We start from the raw sequence: 18,174 nt of genomic DNA on the forward strand, positions 1-18,174 counted from the left end.
CAAAAAAATCTTACTCTTAATAAATTACTTTAACTTCGCGCTATAGCTCTCTGAGTTATTTGCAGTTGCCGGGCGAAAATCATCTCCGAACTCCTGTTTCTCCTCCTTTTACGCTCCTAAATCTCCGTTCTGTAAGGCTTTTCCTTGAATCCGCGCCTTGACGGTGTGGTGGGCGCATTCCTATAGTGTGCGCAAGTGGCGGAAAGTGGCACAAAGTGGGTTTTTTGAACGTAAAACGCTAAAATTTGGAGAAATGCATCTGTGTTTCGCGGAGCTAACGCTATCAGTCTCGATGCAAAAGGCCGTCTCGCCATGCCGAGCCGGTATCGTGACGAGCTCATTTCGCGAAGTTCCGGACAGTTGATCATCACGATCGATGCCGTTGATCCCTGTTTATGCGTTTACCCGCTCGATGAGTGGGAGTTGATCGAAACCAAGTTGCGCGCCTTGCCTTCATTGCGTGAAGAGAACCGCCGCCTGCAGCGTTTGCTGATCGGTAATGCCGTCGACCTCGAACTCGATGGCAGTGGTCGTTTTCTGGTGCCGCCGCGTTTGCGCGAGTACGCCAAGCTGGATAAGCGCGCGATGCTGGTGGGCCAACTGAACAAGTTCCAATTGTGGGACGAAGATGCCTGGGATGCTGTGGCTGCAGCTGACCTGGCGGCTATTCAACAACCGGGCGCCATGCCTGATGAACTGCGTGATTTGATCCTGTGACTATTGATAGCGGCTTTAACCACATCACCGTACTGCTCGACGAAGCCGTTGAGGCTCTCGCCGTACGCGCGGATGGCTGCTATCTGGACGGTACGTTCGGCAGGGGCGGGCACAGTCGGTTGATACTCAGCCAGCTCGGGTCCGACGGAAAACTCCTCGGGTTCGACAAAGACCCTCAAGCGATTGCCACCGGGCAAGCGCTAGCGGCCGAAGACGGCCGCTTTGTCGTTGTACAGCGCAGCTTTGCCGAGCTGGGCGCGGAAGTGGCCGAGCGCGGCATGGCAGGCAAGGTGGCCGGGGTTCTGCTCGACCTGGGCGTGTCCTCGCCTCAGCTCGATGACCCGGAGCGCGGCTTCAGCTTCATGAACGACGGCCCCCTCGACATGCGCATGGACCCCACCCGGGGCATCAGTGCTGCGCAGTTCATCGCCACCGCACCCCACGAAGAAATTGCCCGTGTGTTCAAGGAGTACGGCGAAGAGCGCTTCGCCGGGCGCATGGCCCGTGCCGTGGTCGAGCGTCGTGAAATCCAGCCGTTCGAACGCACCGCCGATCTGGCCGAAGTGCTGAAAGTCGCCAACCCTGCCTGGGAGAAGGGCAAGAACCCGGCTACCCGTGCTTTCCAGGGGCTGCGCATTCACGTCAACAATGAATTGGGCGATCTGGAGGCAGGCCTCGAGGCTGCCCTCGAGGCGCTGGAAGTAGGCGGTCGCCTGGTGGTGATCAGCTTCCACTCCCTTGAAGACCGCATCGTCAAGCTGTTCATGCGTCGTCTGGTCAAGGGCGAGTCCGATAACCTGCCGCGCAACCTGCCGGTGCGTTTCGACGCCTTTGTGCCGAAAATCAAAATCCATGGCAAAGCGCAGTTCGCTTCCGAAGCCGAACTCAAGGCCAACCCGCGTGCCCGCAGTGCTGTCATGCGTGTTGCGGAGAAGTTGCGGTGAGCAAGCTCTTCGCCAAGCCCCTCCCGGGCGGCAGCTTCTTCATGTTGCTGCTGTTTGTCGGCGTGCTGGTGTCCGCGATTGCGGTGTCCTACAGCGCTCACTGGAACCGTCAATTGCTCAACACCCTGTACGGGGAATTGAGTGTGCGAGACAAGGCTCAGGCGGAATGGGGTCGGCTGATCCTGGAACAAAGCACCTGGACGGCCCACAGCCGTATCGAAGTGCTGGCCACCGAGCAATTGAAAATGCACATCCCCGGCGCAGCTGAAGTGCGCATGGTGGCGCCATGATGAAGCTCGAAGGCGCACTCTACCCCTGGCGCTTCCGCCTGGTGCTTGGCTTGCTGGCACTGATGGTGGGTGCGATTGCCTGGCGGATCATCGACCTGCAAGTGGTCGACCGTGACTTCCTGATCGGTCAGGGCGATGCCCGCAGCCTGCGTCATATTCCCATTCCAGCGCACCGCGGCCTGATCACCGACCGTAACGGTGAGCCTCTGGCCGTCAGTACGCCGGTGACCACCCTATGGGCCAACGCCAAGGAACTGCAGGTCGCCAAGGACAAGTGGCCGGAGCTGGCGGCGGCTCTTGGTCAGGATCCAAAAGCCCTGGCTGAGCGTCTGGAAGCTCAGGCCAACAAAGAGTTCATCTACCTGGTTCGTGGCCTGACGCCCGAGCAAGGCCAGCAAGTGCTCGACCTTAAAGTCCCCGGTGTCTACGGCATCGAGGAATTCCGTCGTTTCTACCCGGCGGGTGAAACCACCGCGCATATGGTGGGGTTCACCGACATCGATGACCACGGCCGCGAAGGGGTGGAACTGGCCTACGATGAATGGCTGGCCGGGGTGCCCGGCAAACGACAAGTCATCAAGGATCGGCGTGGCAGACTGATCAAGGATGTCCAGGTCACCAAAAACGCCAAGGCCGGTAAGCCCTTGGCGTTGTCGATTGACCTGCGTCTGCAATACCTGGCCAACCGCGAGCTGCGTAACGCGATCATCGAAAACGGCGCCAAGGCCGGCAGCCTGGTGATCATGGACGTCAAGACCGGCGAAATCCTCGCCATGGTCAACCAGCCGACCTACAACCCGAACAATCGTCGCAACCTGCAACCGGCGATGATGCGCAACCGCGCCATGATCGACGTGTTCGAGCCGGGCTCGACCATGAAAGCCATCTCCATGAGCGCCGCCATCGAGACCGGTCGCTGGAAACCCACCGACAAGGTCGAGGTGTATCCGGGTACGTTGCAGTTGGGTAAATACACCATTCGCGACGTGTCCCGTACCGAGGGTCCGGTGTTGGATCTGACAGGTATCCTGATCAACTCCAGTAACGTGGGCATGAGTAAGGTCGCCTTCGATATCGGCGGCGAAACCATTTATCACCTGGCGCAGAAAATCGGCCTGGGCCAACCCACCGGTCTGGATTTCCCCGGCGAGCGCGTGGGTAACCTGCCCAACTACCGCGACTGGAAAAAGGCCGAGACGGCCACGCTTTCCTATGGTTACGGCCTCTCGGTGACCGCTATCCAGCTGGCTCACGCGTTCTCGGTGCTGGCCAACAATGGCCGCATGGTGCCGCTGAGCCTGATCCATGTCGACGAAGCGCCGAAAGCGACGCAGATCATCCCGGAAAACGTCGCCAAGACCATGCAGGGCATGTTGCAACAAGTGATCGAAGCGCCGCGCGGCGTATTCCGTGCCCAGGTGCCGGCTTATCACGTGGCTGGCAAGTCGGGTACTGCGCGTAAGACGTCGGTGGGCACCAAGGGCTACGCCGAAAACTCCTACCGTTCGTTGTTCGCCGGCTTCGGCCCGATGAGCGACCCACGCTACGCCATCGTCGTCGTGATCGATGAGCCGAGCAAGGCCGGCTACTTCGGTGGCCTGGTATCGGCGCCGGTGTTCAGCAAAGTGATGTCCGGCACCCTGCGCCTGATGAACATCACCCCTGACAACCTGCCGCCGACCCAACAGGCGAACGCCGGACCACCGGCCGCTGCAGTAAAAGCCAATGGAGGGCGCGGCTGATGTCTCTTAGCCTGAACAAGATTTTCGCCCACGCCGGCCGTGATCTGCTGATTCGCGAATTGAGCCTGGACAGCCGCAATGTACGCGCCGGTGACCTGTTCCTGGCGGTGCCGGGTGGCAAGTACGACGGCCGTGCCCATATTGCCGACGCGCTTCAGCGCGGTGCGGCGGCGGTGGCCTATGAAGTCGAAGGCGCCACCGTGCTGCCGATCACCGACGTACCGTTGATTCCGGTGAAAGGGCTGGCCAAACAACTGTCGGACATCGCCGGGCGTTTCTATGGCGACCCGAGCCGTCAGCTCAACCTGGTGGGCGTGACCGGTACCAACGGCAAGACCAGCGTGACGCAACTGATTGCCCAGGCCCTGGATCTGCTGGGCCAGCACTGTGGCATCGTCGGCACCCTGGGTACCGGCTTTTATGGTGCGCTGCAAAGCGGCCTGCACACCACGCCGAACCCGATTGCCGTGCAAGCGACCCTGGGCGACCTGAAAAAGGCCGGCGCCAAGGCGGTTGCCATGGAAGTGTCGTCCCACGGTCTGGACCAAGGCCGCGTCACCGCCCTGGCGTTCGACGTGGCGGTGATGACCAACCTGTCCCGCGACCACCTGGACTACCACGGCACCATGGAAGCGTACGCCGCCGCCAAGGCCAAATTGTTTGCCTGGAATGACCTGAAGTGCCGGGTGGTGAACCTGGATGATGAGTTCGGTCGCCAGTTGGCTGCCGAGGACCGCGAATCACGCCTGATCAGCTACAGCCTGGAAGACGCCAGCGCCTACCTGTATTGCCGCGAAGCCCAGTTCAATGACGAAGGCGTGCGCGCCACACTGGTCACGCCGCAGGGCGAGCACCATCTGCGCAGCAGCTTGCTCGGTCGCTTCAACCTGAGCAATGTGTTGGCCGCCATCGGGGCCTTGCTCGGCCTGGACTACGCCCTGGATGAAATCCTGCGGGTGCTGCCGAAGCTGGAAGGCCCGGCCGGTCGCATGCAGCGCCTGGGAGGCGGCACGCAGCCGCTGGTGGTGGTCGATTATGCGCACACACCGGATGCACTGGAAAAAGTCCTGCTCGCGCTGCGCCCCCACGCCAAGGGCAGATTGCTGTGCCTGTTCGGCTGCGGTGGTGATCGCGATCGCGGCAAGCGTCCGTTGATGGCCGAGATCGTCGAGCGCCTGGCCGATGGTGTGCTTGTCACCGACGACAACCCGCGCACCGAAGACCCAAGCACGATTTTCGATGACATCCGCGTCGGCTTTAAAGATGCGTCCAAGGCCACGTTTGTGGCAGGTCGCGGTGCAGCCATCGCCCAATTGATCGCCAGCGCCAGTGCCGATGACGTCGTGGTGCTGGCTGGTAAAGGGCACGAGGACTATCAGGAAATCAACGGCGAGCGCCATGCGTTCTCCGACCTGGTCGAAGCTGATCGCGCCCTGACCGCCTGGGAGGTTGCCCATGCTTAAGGCACTGAAATTCAGCGAACTGACCCAGGCCTTGTCGGCCCGCGTGCTGTCGAGTGATTGCAGCTTCGACGGTGTCAGCATCGACAGCCGCAACATCAAGCCGGGCCAGTTGTTCGTTGCTCTGGCCGGCCCGCGTTTTGATGGCCACGATTACCTTAACGATGTCGCCGCCAAAGGTGCCGTGGGTGCACTGGTGCAGCGCGAGGTGGCTGATTCCACCTTGCCGCAACTGCTGGTGGCGGACACCCGCCTGGCCCTCGGCCAGTTGGGCGCACTCAACCGTGCCTCTTTTGACAAGCCAGTGGCGGCCGTCACCGGTTCCAGTGGCAAGACAACGGTCAAGGAATTGCTCGCCGGTATCCTGCGCACGCGCGGTCCGGTGCTGGCGACCCGTGGCAACTTGAACAACGATTTCGGTGCGCCCCTGACTCTGCTCGAACTGGCCCCGGAACACACCGCAGCGGTGATCGAGCTGGGTGCTTCGCGCATCGGCGAAATCGCCTACACCGTGGCGCTGACCAAACCCCACGTGGCCATCATCAACAACGCCGGAACCGCCCATGTCGGCGAGTTCGGCGGCCCGGAAAAGATCGTTCAGGCCAAGGGTGAAATCCTTGAGGGCCTCGATGCCTCGGGCACTGCGGTATTGAACCTGGACGACAAGGCCTTCGAGACCTGGCGTGTACGCGCCGCCGGGCGCAAGGTCCTGACATTTGCCGTGCTCAATGCCGCCGCTGATTTCCATGCATCCGACATCAATGTGGATGCCCGTGGTTGCCCGTCCTTTACCTTGCACACCCCGCAAGGCAACGAGCATGTGCAACTGAATCTGCTGGGCAATCACAACGTTGCCAATGCCTTGGCCGCCGCCGCTGCCGCGTACGCCCTGGGCGTGTCGCTGTTCGGTATCGCCACGGGTCTGGGCGCGGTGCAGCCGGTCAAGGGCCGCACGGTGGCGCAGTTGGCCACCAACGGCATGCGCGTGATCGACGACACCTACAACGCCAACCCCTCGTCCATTAATGCGGCGGTAGATCTGCTCACCGGTTTCAGCGGTCGCAAGGTTCTGGTCCTGGGCGACATCGGCGAGCTGGGCGACTGGGCCGAACAAGGCCATCGCGAGGTCGGTGCTTATGCGGTCGGCAAAGTGGACGCGCTTTACGCCGTCGGTACGAACATGGCTCACGCCGTCAACGCTTTCGGGTCCGGCGCGCGGCATTTCGCGACCCAGGCCGAGCTGATTCAGGCCCTGACAGGCGCTGAACACGACAAACACACAACCATTTTGATCAAGGGATCGCGCAGCGCGGTGATGGAAAACGTCGTCGCGGCCTTGTGTGGCTCAAGTACGGAGAAACATTAATGCTGCTGCTGCTGGCTGAGTATCTGCAACAGTTCTACAAAGGCTTCGCGGTCTTTCAGTACCTGACCCTGCGCGGGATTCTGGGTGTGCTGACCGCGCTGTCTCTGTCGCTGTTCCTGGGGCCGTGGATGATCCGCACCCTGCAGAACCTGCAAATTGGTCAATCGGTTCGCAATGACGGCCCGCAGTCGCACCTGTCCAAATCCGGCACCCCGACCATGGGCGGCGCGTTGATCCTGTCGTCCATCGGCGTGAGCACCCTGCTGTGGGCCGACCTGCACAACCGCTATGTCTGGGTGGTGTTGCTGGTGACCCTGCTGTTCGGCGCCATCGGTTGGGTGGATGACTACCGCAAGGTGATCGAGAAAAACTCCAAGGGTCTGCCAAGCCGCTGGAAATACTTCTGGCAGTCGGTGTTCGGCATTGCCGCCGCGGTGTTCCTGTACACCACCGCGCCCAGCGCCGTGGAAACCACGCTGATCATCCCGATGCTCAAGGACGCCAGTATTCCGCTGGGCGTTGGCTTCATGGTGCTGACCTATTTCGTGATCGTTGGCTCCAGCAACGCGGTCAACCTTACCGACGGCCTCGACGGCCTGGCGATCATGCCGACGGTGATGGTGGGCGGCGCGCTCGGCATCTTCTGCTACCTGTCGGGTAACGTGAAATTCGCCGAATACCTGCTGATCCCGTATGTCCCGGGCGCGGGCGAGTTGATCGTGTTCTGCGGCGCCCTGATCGGTGCGGGCCTGGGCTTCCTGTGGTTCAACACCTACCCGGCGCAGGTTTTCATGGGCGACGTCGGTGCGCTGGCGCTGGGCGCGGCCTTGGGCACTATCGCGGTGATCGTTCGCCAGGAAATCGTGCTGTTCATCATGGGCGGTGTGTTCGTGATGGAAACCCTGTCGGTGGTCATCCAGGTGGCCTCTTTCAAATTGACCGGGCGCCGTGTGTTCCGCATGGCGCCGATTCACCACCACTTTGAACTCAAGGGTTGGCCCGAGCCGCGTGTGATCGTCCGTTTCTGGATCATCACCGTGATTCTGGTGCTGATCGGCCTTGCCACCCTGAAACTGAGGTAGAAACGAGTGTCCCTGATCGCTTCAGACCACTTCCGCATCGTTGTCGGCCTCGGCAAGAGCGGCATGTCCCTGGTTCGCTTCCTGGCGAGCCGGGGCAAGCCGTTTGCTGTGGCCGACACGCGGGAAAATCCACCGGAGCTGGTCACGCTGCGCCGTGACTACCCGCACGTGGAAGTGCGTTGTGGCGAGCTGGACGTCGAGTTTCTGTGTCGCGCCGACGAGCTCTACGTGAGCCCTGGTCTGGCCCTGGCCACACCGGCCCTTCAAGCCGCGGCGGCCCGTGGCGTGAAGCTGTCCGGCGATATCGACCTGTTTGCGCGTAACGCGAAGGCGCCGATCGTGGCAATCAGTGGTTCCAACGCGAAAAGCACCGTGACCACCCTGGTCGGCGAGATGGCGGCTGCGGCCGGCAAGCGCGTGGCGGTGGGCGGCAATCTCGGCGTACCGGCGCTGGATTTGTTGAGCGACGACGTCGAGTTGTACGTGATGGAACTGTCGAGCTTTCAGCTGGAAACCACCCACGACCTGGGCGCTGAAGTGGCTACCGTACTGAACGTGAGTGAAGACCACATGGACCGCTACAGCGGCCTGCCGGCCTATCACCTGGCCAAGCACCGGATCTTCCGGGGGGCCAGGCAGGTGGTGGTCAATCGTCAGGATGCGTTGAGCCGTCCGTTGATGGGCGAGGGCCTGCCGTGCTGGACCTTCGGCTTGAGCAAGCCCGACTTCAAAGCCTTCGGCATCCGTGAAGAGAACGGCGAGAAATACCTGGCCTTCGAATTCCGGAACCTGATGCCGGTGCGCGAGCTGAAAATCCGTGGCGCCCATAACCAGTCCAATGCGTTGGCCGCCCTGGCGCTGGGGCATGCGGTCGGCTTGCCGTTCGACGCGATGTTGTCGAGCCTGCGCACCTTCGGCGGCCTCGAGCATCGTTGCCAGTGGGTTCGCGACCTGGACGGCGTCAGCTATTACAACGACTCCAAGGCCACCAACGTGGGCGCCGCATTGGCGGCCATCGAAGGACTGGGTGCGGATATCGAAGGCAAGCTGGTGCTGATCGCCGGTGGCGATGGCAAGGGCGCCGACTTCAAGGACCTCAAGGCCCCGGTCGCCGCGCATTGCCGCGCCGTGGTGCTGATGGGCCGCGACTCCGACCTGATCGCTGCGGCGTTGGGGGAGGCCGTGCCGCAAGTGCGTGCCACGTCTTTGGACGACGCGATTGCCCAGTGCAAGGCCCTGGCTCAGCCGGGCGATGCGGTGCTGCTGTCGCCAGCCTGCGCCAGCTTCGACATGTTCAAGAACTACGAAGAACGCGGCCAGTTGTTCGCCCGCGGCGTGGAGGCCTTGGCATGAGCCTCAATCTCAGAAACATCATCAAGCCGTACCCGTCGCCGATCATTACCGGGCGCGGTATCGACCTCGATTTCCCGATGCTCGCCGGTTGCCTGGCGCTGCTGGGCCTGGGCCTGGTGATGATCACCTCCGCGTCCTCCGAAGTGGCCGCCGTGCAGTCGGGCAACACCCTGTACATGATGATCCGTCACCTGGTGTACCTGGTGCTTGGCCTCGGCGCCTGCATCGTGACGATGATGATTCCTATCGCCACCTGGCAACGCCTGGGCTGGCTGATGCTGATCGGCGCGTTCGGTTTGCTGATCATGGTGATCCTGCCCGGCATCGGGCGCGAGGTGAACGGTTCGATGCGTTGGATCGGTTTCGGGGCTTTCAACGTGCAGCCGTCGGAAATCGCCAAGGTGTTCGTGGTGGTCTACCTCGCGGGCTACCTGGTGCGGCGCCAGAAAGAAGTACGCGAAAGCTGGATGGGCTTCTTCAAGCCGTTCATTGTGCTGCTGCCCATGGCCGGTCTGTTGCTGATGGAGCCCGACTTCGGTGCCACCGTCGTGATGATGGGGGCGGCGGCGGCGATGCTGTTCCTCGGCGGTGTCGGTCTGTTCCGCTTTACCTTGATGGTGGTGCTGGCGGTGGCGGCGGTGACGATCCTGGTCCAGGCGCAACCTTACCGGATGGCCCGTCTGATTACCTTTACCGACCCCTGGTCCGACCAGTTCGGTTCCGGCTACCAGTTGACCCAGGCCCTGATCGCTTTCGGTCGCGGCGAATGGCTGGGCGTGGGCCTGGGCAACAGTGTGCAGAAGCAGTTCTACCTGCCCGAGGCGCACACCGACTTCGTGTTCTCGGTATTGGCCGAGGAGTTGGGCGTGGTCGGTTCACTGTGCACCGTCGCGCTGTTCGTGTTCGTGTGCGTGCGCGGCATGTACATCGGTTTGTGGGCCGAGAAGGCCAAACAGTTTTTTGCCGCCTATGTGGCCTACGGCTTGTCGTTCCTGTGGATCGGCCAGTTCCTGATCAACATCGGTGTGAACGTCGGCTTGCTGCCGACCAAGGGCCTGACCCTGCCGTTCCTCAGTTATGGCGGCAGTTCGTTGGTGATCTGCTGCGCTTGTCTCGGCCTGTTGTTGCGCATCGAGTGGGAGAGTCGTACCCACCTGGGCAGCGAAGAGATGGAATTCAGCGAGAGCGATTTTGCCGAGGAGCCGATCCATGGGCGCTAACGTGCTGATCATGGCGGGCGGCACCGGGGGGCATGTGTTCCCGGCCCTGGCGTGCGCGCGGGAATTCCAGAGCCGTGGCTACACCGTGCATTGGCTGGGGACGCCGCGTGGTATCGAAAACGAGCTGGTGCCGAACGCCGGCTTGCCGCTGCACCTGATCAATGTCACCGGCCTGCGCGGCAAGGGCAAGCTGTCCCTGCTCAAGGCACCGTTCGTGTTGCTGAAGGCGGTGTGGCAGGCGCGCAAGGTGATTCGTGAATTGAAACCGGTGTGTGTGCTCGGTTTCGGCGGTTATGTGACCGGCCCGGGTGGCGTCGCAGCCCGGCTGGCCGGCGTGCCGGTGATCGTGCACGAACAGAACGCCGTCGCCGGCACGGCCAACCGTTTGCTGGTGCCGTTGGCCGCCCGGGTCTGCGAGGCGTTCCCGAAGACCTTCGGCGCCTCGGACAAACTGCGCACCACCGGCAACCCGGTGCGCACCGAGCTGTTCATGGACATCGCCCGCCAGGCCCTGGAGGGGCGCAAGCCACACCTGCTGATCCTGGGCGGAAGCCTGGGCGCCGAGCCGCTGAACAAATTGCTGCCGGAAGCGCTGGCGCAGCTGCCCGTGGAGCTGCGCCCGGAGATCTTCCATCAGGCCGGCAAGCATCACGATGAAGTCACCGCCACGCGTTATCGCGAAGCCGGTGTGGAGGCCAATGTGCAGCCCTTCATCAAAGACATGGCCCATGCCTATGGCTGGGCCGACCTGGTGGTCTGTCGCGCTGGTGCGTTGACCGTCAGTGAACTGGCCGCCGCCGGTCTGCCGTCCTTGCTGGTGCCTTTGCCCCATGCGATCGACGATCACCAGACCCGCAACGCCGAATATTTGGCCGGGGAGGGCGCTGCCGTCCTGCTGCCGCAAAGAACGACTGGCGCCGCCGATTTGGCCGCACGCCTGACCGAGGTTTTGATGCAACCGGAACGACTCAACAGCATGGCGAGCACCGCAAGCCGCCTGGCTAAACCTGACGCAACCCGCACCGTGGTCGATATCTGCCTGGAGGTGGCCCATGGTTGAGAATCAGAAAGCCATGCCGCAACCGGAAATGCGCCGTATCCGTCGCATCCACTTCGTCGGGATCGGCGGCGTGGGCATGTGCGGTATTGCCGAAGTGTTGCTGAACCTGGGCTACCAGGTCTCCGGCTCGGACTTGAAAGAGTCGCCGGTCACCGATCGCCTGAAGACCTTCGGTGCACAGATCTTCATCGGCCACCGCGCCGAGAACGCCGCCGAGGCGGACGTGTTGGTGGTGTCCAGTGCCGTGAACACCTCCAACCCGGAAGTGGCCACCGCCCTCGAGCGCCGCATTCCCGTGGTGCCGCGCGCCGAGATGTTGGCCGAGCTGATGCGCTATCGCCATGGCATCGCCGTGGCCGGCACCCATGGCAAGACCACCACCACCAGCCTGATCGCTTCGGTGTTCGCCGCCGGTGGCCTGGACCCGACTTTCGTGATCGGTGGCCGTCTGAACGCTGCGGGCACCAATGCCCAGCTCGGCACCAGCCGCTACCTGATCGCCGAAGCCGATGAAAGCGATGCGAGCTTCCTGCACCTGCAACCGCTGGTCGCAGTCGTCACCAACATCGACGCCGATCACATGGCTACCTACGATGGCGACTTCAACAAGCTGAAGAAAACCTTCGTCGAGTTCTTGCACAACCTGCCGTTCTACGGCCTGGCCGTGGTGTGCCTGGACGATCCGGTGGTGCGCGAGATCCTGCCGCTGGTCAAGCGCCCGACCGTGACCTACGGCTTCAGCGAAGATGCCGACGTGCGCGCCATCAATGTGCGTCAACACGGCATGCAAACCTTCTTCACCGTGCTGCGCCCGGACCGCGAACCGCTGGACGTTTCGGTGAACATGCCGGGCAACCACAACGTGCTCAACTCCCTGGCGACCATCTGCATTGCGTCCGACGAGGGCGTCAGCGATGAAGCCATCGTCGAAGGCCTGTCGCGCTTTGCCGGCGTGGGCCGCCGCTTCCAGGTCTACGGCCAGCTGCCGGTGGACGGTGGCGACGTGATGCTGGTGGACGACTACGGTCACCACCCGACCGAGGTCGCCGCGGTGATCAAGGCCGTGCGCGGTGGCTGGCCGGAGCGCCGTCTGGTGATGGTCTACCAGCCGCATCGTTACAGCCGCACCCGCGATCTGTACGACGACTTCGTCAATGTGCTGGCCGACGCCAACGTGTTGCTGCTGATGGAGGTGTACCCGGCGGGCGAAGACCCGATCCCGGGCGCCGACAGCCGCAAGCTGTGCAACAGCATCCGTCAGCGTGGCCAACTGGACCCGATCTACATCGAGCGTGGCGTGGACCTGGCGCCCATCGTCAAGCCGCTGCTGCGGGCCGGTGACATCCTGCTGTGCCAGGGCGCCGGTGATATTGGCGGCCTTGCGCCCAAGCTACTGGCGAGCCCGCTGTTTGCCGCTGCCAAGGGAGCGTCGAAATGACCACTGACTACGGCTCCCTGTTTTCGACAATCGCGCCCGCCGACTTCGGTCGCGTCGCCGTACTGTTCGGCGGCAAGAGCGCCGAGCGCGAAGTGTCGCTCAAGTCCGGCAACGCGGTGCTCGAAGCCCTGCAAAGCGCCGGCGTGAATGCGTTCGGCATCGACGTGGGCGACGACTTCCTCGCCCGCCTGCAGTCCGAAAAGATCGACCGCGCCTTCATCATCCTCCACGGCCGTGGCGGTGAAGACGGCAGCATGCAAGGCCTGCTGGAGTGCGCCGGTATCCCTTACACCGGCAGCGGCATCCTCGCGTCGGCACTGGCCATGGACAAGTTGCGCACCAAGCAGGTGTGGCACAGCCTGGGCATTCCAACCCCACGTCACAGTGTTCTGTGCAGCGAAGACGATTGTATTTTGGCCGCCAAGGAACTGGGCCTGCCTTTGATCGTCAAACCTGCCCATGAAGGCTCCAGTATCGGCATGGCCAAAGTGAACTCGGCCGCCGAATTGATCGACGCATGGAAAGCGGCAAGTACCTACGATTCGCAAGTGTTGGTGGAACAGTGGATTTCCGGTCCCGAGTACACCATCGCCACCCTGCGTGGCCAGGTATTGCCGCCCATCGCCCTGGGCACACCGCACACTTTCTACGACTACGACGCCAAGTACCTGGCTTCCGATACCCAGTACCGGATCCCGTGCGGCCTTGACGCAACCAAAGAACAGGAATTGATGGACCTCACGGCGAAAGCCTGTGAGGCGCTGGGTATCGCCGGTTGGGCGCGGGCAGACGTGATGCAGGATGAGCAAGGGAATTTCTGGTTCCTGGAAGTCAACACCGCGCCAGGGATGACCGACCACAGCCTGGTCCCCATGGCTGCTCGTGCCGCCGGTCTGGATTTCCAGCAGTTGGTGCTGTCGATCCTTGCAGCCAGCATCGAGCCTCGAGGCTAAGCACATGAACGGCGCATCGCTTCGTCATCAGCCCCCACAAGCACCGAGCCGCAAGCCGGTGCCACGGGGTGCCAGCCGAATGGTGGCTAAAGAGCCGATGTCGGCGCGCCTGCCGAAACCCAACTTTGGTTTCCTCAAGGCGCTGTTCTGGCCGGTGTTGCTGGTGGTGCTGGGCTTCGGAACCTACGAGGGCGCCCAGCGTCTGTTGCCGTATGCCGACCGGCCGATCACCAAGATCAGCGTGCAGGGCGACCTGAGCTACATCAGCCAGCAAGCGGTACAGCAGCGCATCGGCCCTTACCTGTCGGCGAGCTTCTTCACCATCGACCTGGCTGGCATGCGCTCGGAGCTGGAACAGATGCCGTGGATCGCCCATGCCGAAGTCCGCCGGGTATGGCCGGACCAGGTGACGATCCGCCTGGAAGAACAACTGCCCGTGGCCCGTTGGGGTGACGAAGCGCTGTTGAACAACCAGGGCCAGGCGTTCACCCCGCGTGAGCTGGCCAACTACGAGCACCTGCCACAGCTGTTCGGGCCGCAGCGGGCGCAACAGCAAGTGATGCAGCAGTACCAGGCCTTGAGCCAGATGCTGCGGCCACTGGGCTTCTCCATCGCACGCCTGGAACTGCGTGAACGGGGCAGCTGGTTTTTGACGACCGGGGCAGGCAGTTCCGGCCCGGGCATCCAGTTGTTGCTGGGACGCGACCGCTTGGTGGAGAAGATGCGCCGCTTTATTGCCATCTATGAAAAAACCTTGAAAGAACAGATTACGAACATTGCGAGCGTCGACCTGCGTTACGCCAACGGCCTGGCCGTCGGCTGGCGTGAACCGGCTGCGCCCACGACCGCGCAACCCGCGGTCGCGAAGAATTAAGAAGAGGCAGGACCCATGGCAAACGTGCAAAGCGGCAAAATGATCGTCGGTCTCGATATCGGCACCTCCAAGGTGGTGGCGCTGGTGGGCGAGGTCGGGGAAGACGGCGCGATCGAAATCGTCGGTATTGGCACGCATCCGTCCCGGGGCCTGAAGAAGGGCGTGGTGGTGAACATCGAGTCCACCGTGCAATCTATCCAGCGCGCCATCGAAGAAGCGCAGCTGATGGCCGGTTGCCGGATCCACTCGGCGTTCGTCGGCGTGGCCGGCAACCATATCCGCAGCCTGAACTCCCACGGCATCGTGGCGATCCGCGACCGTGAAGTCAGCTCGGCCGACCTTGAACGCGTGCTCGACGCGGCCCAGGCCGTGGCGATCCCGGCTGACCAGCGCGTGCTGCACACCCTGCCGCAGGACTATGTGATCGACAACCAGGAAGGCGTTCGCGAGCCTCTGGGCATGTCGGGCGTGCGCCTGGAAGCCAAGGTCCACGTGGTGACCTGCGCCGTCAACGCCGCTCAGAACATCGAGAAATGCGTACGCCGCTGCGGCCTGGAAATCGACGACATCATTCTTGAGCAACTGGCGTCCGCTTATTCGGTACTCACCGACGACGAAAAAGAACTGGGCGTGTGCCTGGTGGACATCGGCGGCGGTACCACCGACATCGCGATCTTCACCGAGGGTGCGATCCGTCACACCGCCGTGATCCCGATTGCCGGCGACCAGGTCACCAACGACATCGCCATGGCGTTGCGTACCCCGACCCAGTACGCCGAAGAAATCAAGATCCGCTACGCCTGCGCCCTGGCCAAGCTGGCCGGTGCCGGTGAAACCATCAAGGTGCCGAGCGTGGGCGACCGTCCACCGCGCGAGCTGTCGCGCCAGGCATTGGCCGAGGTGGTCGAGCCGCGCTACGACGAACTGTTCACCCTGATCCAGGCCGAGCTGCGTCGCAGTGGCTACGAAGACCTGATCCCGGCTGGCATTGTGCTGACCGGCGGTACGTCGAAGATGGAAGGCGCGGTCGAGCTGGCCGAGGAAATCTTCCACATGCCGGTCCGCCTGGGCGTGCCTCACGGCGTCAAGGGCCTGGGCGACGTGGTGCGCAACCCGATCTATTCCACCGGCGTGGGCCTGCTGTTGTACGGGCTGCAAAAGCAGACCGACGGCATTTCCCTGTCGGGCCCCAGCAACCGCGAAAGCTACCGCAGCGACGACGAAGAGAAAGCGCCGTTGCTGGACCGGATCAAAAGCTGGGTCCAGGGCAACTTCTAACGATTTACCGCGACACCGCAGCACCGTTGTAAGCAGTAGGCGAAAAAACTAGAGAAATGAAAGGAGAGGGAACATGTTCGAACTCGTAGACAACATCCCCGCAAGCCCGGTCATCAAAGTGATCGGTGTCGGCGGTGGCGGCGGCAACGCTGTCAACCACATGGTCAAGAGCAACATTGAAGGCGTCGAGTTCATCTGCGCCAACACCGATGCCCAGGCCCTCAAAAACATCGGTGCACGCACCATCCTGCAATTGGGCACCGCCGTGACCAAGGGCCTGGGTGCTGGCGCCAACCCTGAAGTGGGCCGTCAGGCTGCACTGGAAGACCGCGAGCGTATCGCCGAAGTACTGGCCGGTACCAACATGGTGTTCATCACCACCGGCATGGGCGGTGGTACCGGTACCGGTGCTGCGCCGATCATCGCCGAAGTGGCCAAGGAAATGGGCATCCTCACCGTTGCGGTGGTGACCCGTCCGTTCCCGTTCGAAGGCCGCAAGCGTATGCAGATCGCCGACGAAGGCATCCGCATGCTGTCCGAAAGCGTCGACTCGTTGATCACCATCCCCAACGAGAAGCTGCTGACCATCCTGGGCAAGGACGCGAGCCTGTTGTCCGCTTTCGCCAAGGCTGACGATGTACTGGCCGGTGCCGTTCGCGGTATCTCCGACATCATCAAGCGCCCGGGCATGATCAACGTCGACTTTGCCGACGTGCGTACCGTGATGAGCGAAATGGGCATGGCGATGATGGGCACTGGCTGCGCCAGCGGTCCGAACCGTGCACGCGAAGCCACCGAAGCGGCCATCCGCAACCCGTTGCTGGAAGACGTGAACCTGCAAGGCGCACGCGGCATCCTGGTGAACATCACCGCCGGTCCTGACCTGTCCCTGGGTGAGTACTCCGACGTGGGTAGCATCATCGAAGCCTTTGCGTCCGAGCACGCGATGGTCAAGGTGGGTACCGTGATCGATCCGGACATGCGCGACGAACTGCACGTGACCGTGGTTGCCACCGGCCTGGGTGCCAAGATCGAGAAGCCTGTCAAGGTCATCGACAACACCCTGCACAACAGCCAGGCCAGCCAGTCGGCAGCCGCTCCAGCGCCTGTGCGCCAGGAACAGCCGTCGGTGAACTACCGTGACCTGGACCGTCCGACCGTGATGCGCAATCAGGCTCAGGCCGGTGCAGCGGCGTCCCGTAGCCCGAATCCGCAAGACGATCTGGACTACCTGGACATCCCGGCTTTCCTGCGTCGTCAGGCCGATTAATGGAATGTATCAGGGCTATGAAGGTGATTGGTGTTCAGCAAAGGTCTGGTCTGCTATTATCGCCAGCCTTTGTTGATACCAGTTCGCAATTTGCGCTGAAGCGGTCCAAGCCATGATTAAACAACGCACTCTGAAGAATATTATTCGTGCCACAGGTGTAGGTCTGCACTCCGGGGAGAAGGTATACCTGACCCTCAAGCCTGCACCTGTCGACACCGGCATCGTGTTTGTGCGTGCCGACCTGGACCCTGTGGTGCAGATTCCTGCTCGCGCGGAAAACGTTGGCGAAACCACAATGTCGACCACGTTGGTCAACGGTGACGTCAAAGTGGACACGGTGGAGCACTTGCTCTCGGCCATGGCTGGCCTGGGCATCGATAACGCCTACGTCGAGCTCTCCGCGTCCGAAGTCCCGATCATGGATGGCAGCGCTGGCCCCTTCGTATTCTTGATTCAATCTGCCGGCCTGGAAGAACAGGACGCAGCCAAGAAGTTCATTCGCATTCTGCGGGAAGTGACAGTAGTTGATGGCGACAAGCGCGCCACCTTCGTCCCGTTCGAAGGCTTTAAAGTGAGCTTTGAGATCGACTTCGATCACCCGGTATTCCGTGACCGCACCCAAAGTGCAAGCGTGGATTTTTCCAGCACTTCGTTCGTAAAAGAAGTCAGCCGCGCCCGTACCTTTGGTTTCATGAGTGACATCGAGTACCTGCGCAAGCACAACCTCGCACTCGGCGGCAGCGTTGAAAACGCCATTGTGGTCGACAAGGATGGTGTACTGAACGAAGACGGCCTTCGCTACGAAGACGAATTCGTGAAGCACAAGATCCTCGATGCAATCGGTGACCTCTACCTGCTGGGCAATAGCCTGATAGGCGAGTTCAAAGGCTTCAAGTCGGGCCACGCCCTTAACAACCAGCTGCTGCGCAAGTTGATTGAGCAGACAGACGCTTGGGAAGTCGTGACCTTCGAAGATGCCAGCACCGCACCGATCTCTTACATGCGTCCCGTTGCGGCGGTGTAAGTAACAACTCTCTTTCTTTAGTTTTGAAAGGCCACCTTCGGGTGGCCTTTTTTTATGTGCGCCCAGCATGGGCGCAATCTTGTGGGTGAAAGTCCCGCCGTAA

At 62.0% G+C, this 18,174-nt stretch carries 16 protein-coding genes; all 16 read left to right on the forward strand.

What is annotated here, in order from left to right; translation table 11 throughout:
- Nucleotides 1–261 precede the first annotated feature (261 nt).
- The 16 genes from mraZ to lpxC all read left to right on the forward strand — a co-directional run bounded on the left by mraZ (nucleotide 262) and on the right by lpxC (nucleotide 18,071).
- On the forward strand, nucleotides 262–717 hold the full coding sequence (gene mraZ, locus ACW9IN_RS08400) for a division/cell wall cluster transcriptional repressor MraZ (RefSeq protein ID WP_457365431.1): 456 nt from the start codon (nucleotides 262–264) through the stop codon (nucleotides 715–717).
- On the forward strand, nucleotides 714–1,661 hold the full coding sequence (rsmH, locus tag ACW9IN_RS08405) for a 16S rRNA (cytosine(1402)-N(4))-methyltransferase RsmH (protein WP_457365432.1): 948 nt from the start codon (nucleotides 714–716) through the stop codon (nucleotides 1,659–1,661). The genes mraZ and rsmH overlap by 4 nt, the downstream gene beginning before the upstream one ends.
- Nucleotides 1,658–1,951 (forward strand): cell division protein FtsL, encoded by a 294-nt coding sequence (ftsL, locus tag ACW9IN_RS08410; RefSeq protein WP_003188663.1) that lies wholly within the window; start codon nucleotides 1,658–1,660, stop codon nucleotides 1,949–1,951. Before rsmH ends, ftsL begins: the two co-directional genes overlap by 4 nt.
- Entirely contained in the window at nucleotides 1,951–3,693 is a 1,743-nt protein-coding gene (locus ACW9IN_RS08415) for a peptidoglycan D,D-transpeptidase FtsI family protein (RefSeq protein WP_457365456.1), read from the forward strand. Before ftsL ends, ACW9IN_RS08415 begins: the two co-directional genes overlap by 1 nt.
- The gene (locus ACW9IN_RS08420; protein ID WP_457365433.1) at nucleotides 3,693–5,156 is read left to right on the forward strand and encodes a UDP-N-acetylmuramoyl-L-alanyl-D-glutamate--2,6-diaminopimelate ligase; all 1,464 of its coding nucleotides are present in this window, start codon (nucleotides 3,693–3,695) and stop codon (nucleotides 5,154–5,156) included. Before ACW9IN_RS08415 ends, ACW9IN_RS08420 begins: the two co-directional genes overlap by 1 nt.
- On the forward strand, nucleotides 5,149–6,519 hold the full coding sequence (locus tag ACW9IN_RS08425) for a UDP-N-acetylmuramoyl-tripeptide--D-alanyl-D-alanine ligase (RefSeq protein WP_457365434.1): 1,371 nt from the start codon (nucleotides 5,149–5,151) through the stop codon (nucleotides 6,517–6,519). Before ACW9IN_RS08420 ends, ACW9IN_RS08425 begins: the two co-directional genes overlap by 8 nt.
- The gene (mraY, locus tag ACW9IN_RS08430) at nucleotides 6,519–7,601 is read left to right on the forward strand and encodes a phospho-N-acetylmuramoyl-pentapeptide-transferase (RefSeq protein ID WP_457365435.1); all 1,083 of its coding nucleotides are present in this window, start codon (nucleotides 6,519–6,521) and stop codon (nucleotides 7,599–7,601) included. Before ACW9IN_RS08425 ends, mraY begins: the two co-directional genes overlap by 1 nt.
- 6 nt (nucleotides 7,602–7,607) lie before the next feature.
- On the forward strand, nucleotides 7,608–8,954 hold the full coding sequence (murD, locus tag ACW9IN_RS08435; RefSeq protein ID WP_457365436.1) for a UDP-N-acetylmuramoyl-L-alanine--D-glutamate ligase: 1,347 nt from the start codon (nucleotides 7,608–7,610) through the stop codon (nucleotides 8,952–8,954).
- The gene (ftsW, locus tag ACW9IN_RS08440) at nucleotides 8,951–10,174 is read left to right on the forward strand and encodes a putative lipid II flippase FtsW (protein ID WP_457365437.1); all 1,224 of its coding nucleotides are present in this window, start codon (nucleotides 8,951–8,953) and stop codon (nucleotides 10,172–10,174) included. Before murD ends, ftsW begins: the two co-directional genes overlap by 4 nt.
- Nucleotides 10,164–11,234 carry an undecaprenyldiphospho-muramoylpentapeptide beta-N-acetylglucosaminyltransferase gene (murG, locus tag ACW9IN_RS08445; RefSeq protein WP_457365438.1) on the forward strand — a complete coding sequence of 357 codons (1,071 nt, stop codon included), beginning with the start codon at nucleotides 10,164–10,166 and terminating at the stop codon, nucleotides 11,232–11,234. The genes ftsW and murG overlap by 11 nt, the downstream gene beginning before the upstream one ends.
- Nucleotides 11,227–12,672, forward strand: coding sequence for a UDP-N-acetylmuramate--L-alanine ligase (gene murC / locus ACW9IN_RS08450; protein ID WP_457365439.1), 1,446 nt, complete (start codon nucleotides 11,227–11,229; stop codon nucleotides 12,670–12,672). The genes murG and murC overlap by 8 nt, the downstream gene beginning before the upstream one ends.
- The gene (locus ACW9IN_RS08455) at nucleotides 12,669–13,625 is read left to right on the forward strand and encodes a D-alanine--D-alanine ligase (protein WP_457365440.1); all 957 of its coding nucleotides are present in this window, start codon (nucleotides 12,669–12,671) and stop codon (nucleotides 13,623–13,625) included. The genes murC and ACW9IN_RS08455 overlap by 4 nt, the downstream gene beginning before the upstream one ends.
- A gap of 4 nt (nucleotides 13,626–13,629) precedes the next feature.
- Nucleotides 13,630–14,499, forward strand: coding sequence for a cell division protein FtsQ/DivIB (locus ACW9IN_RS08460; protein WP_457365441.1), 870 nt, complete (start codon nucleotides 13,630–13,632; stop codon nucleotides 14,497–14,499).
- A 15-nt stretch (nucleotides 14,500–14,514) separates the two neighbouring features.
- On the forward strand, nucleotides 14,515–15,777 hold the full coding sequence (gene ftsA / locus ACW9IN_RS08465) for a cell division protein FtsA (protein WP_457365442.1): 1,263 nt from the start codon (nucleotides 14,515–14,517) through the stop codon (nucleotides 15,775–15,777).
- 73 nt (nucleotides 15,778–15,850) lie between these two features.
- Nucleotides 15,851–17,047, forward strand: a complete 1,197-nt coding sequence (ftsZ, locus tag ACW9IN_RS08470; RefSeq protein ID WP_457365443.1) for a cell division protein FtsZ — start codon at nucleotides 15,851–15,853, stop codon at nucleotides 17,045–17,047.
- A 112-nt stretch (nucleotides 17,048–17,159) separates the two neighbouring features.
- Nucleotides 17,160–18,071 carry a UDP-3-O-acyl-N-acetylglucosamine deacetylase gene (lpxC, locus tag ACW9IN_RS08475; protein ID WP_457365444.1) on the forward strand — a complete coding sequence of 304 codons (912 nt, stop codon included), beginning with the start codon at nucleotides 17,160–17,162 and terminating at the stop codon, nucleotides 18,069–18,071.
- Nucleotides 18,072–18,174 lie beyond the last annotated feature (103 nt).

It is taken from the genome of Pseudomonas sp. SDO5271_S396 (assembly GCF_054071795.1).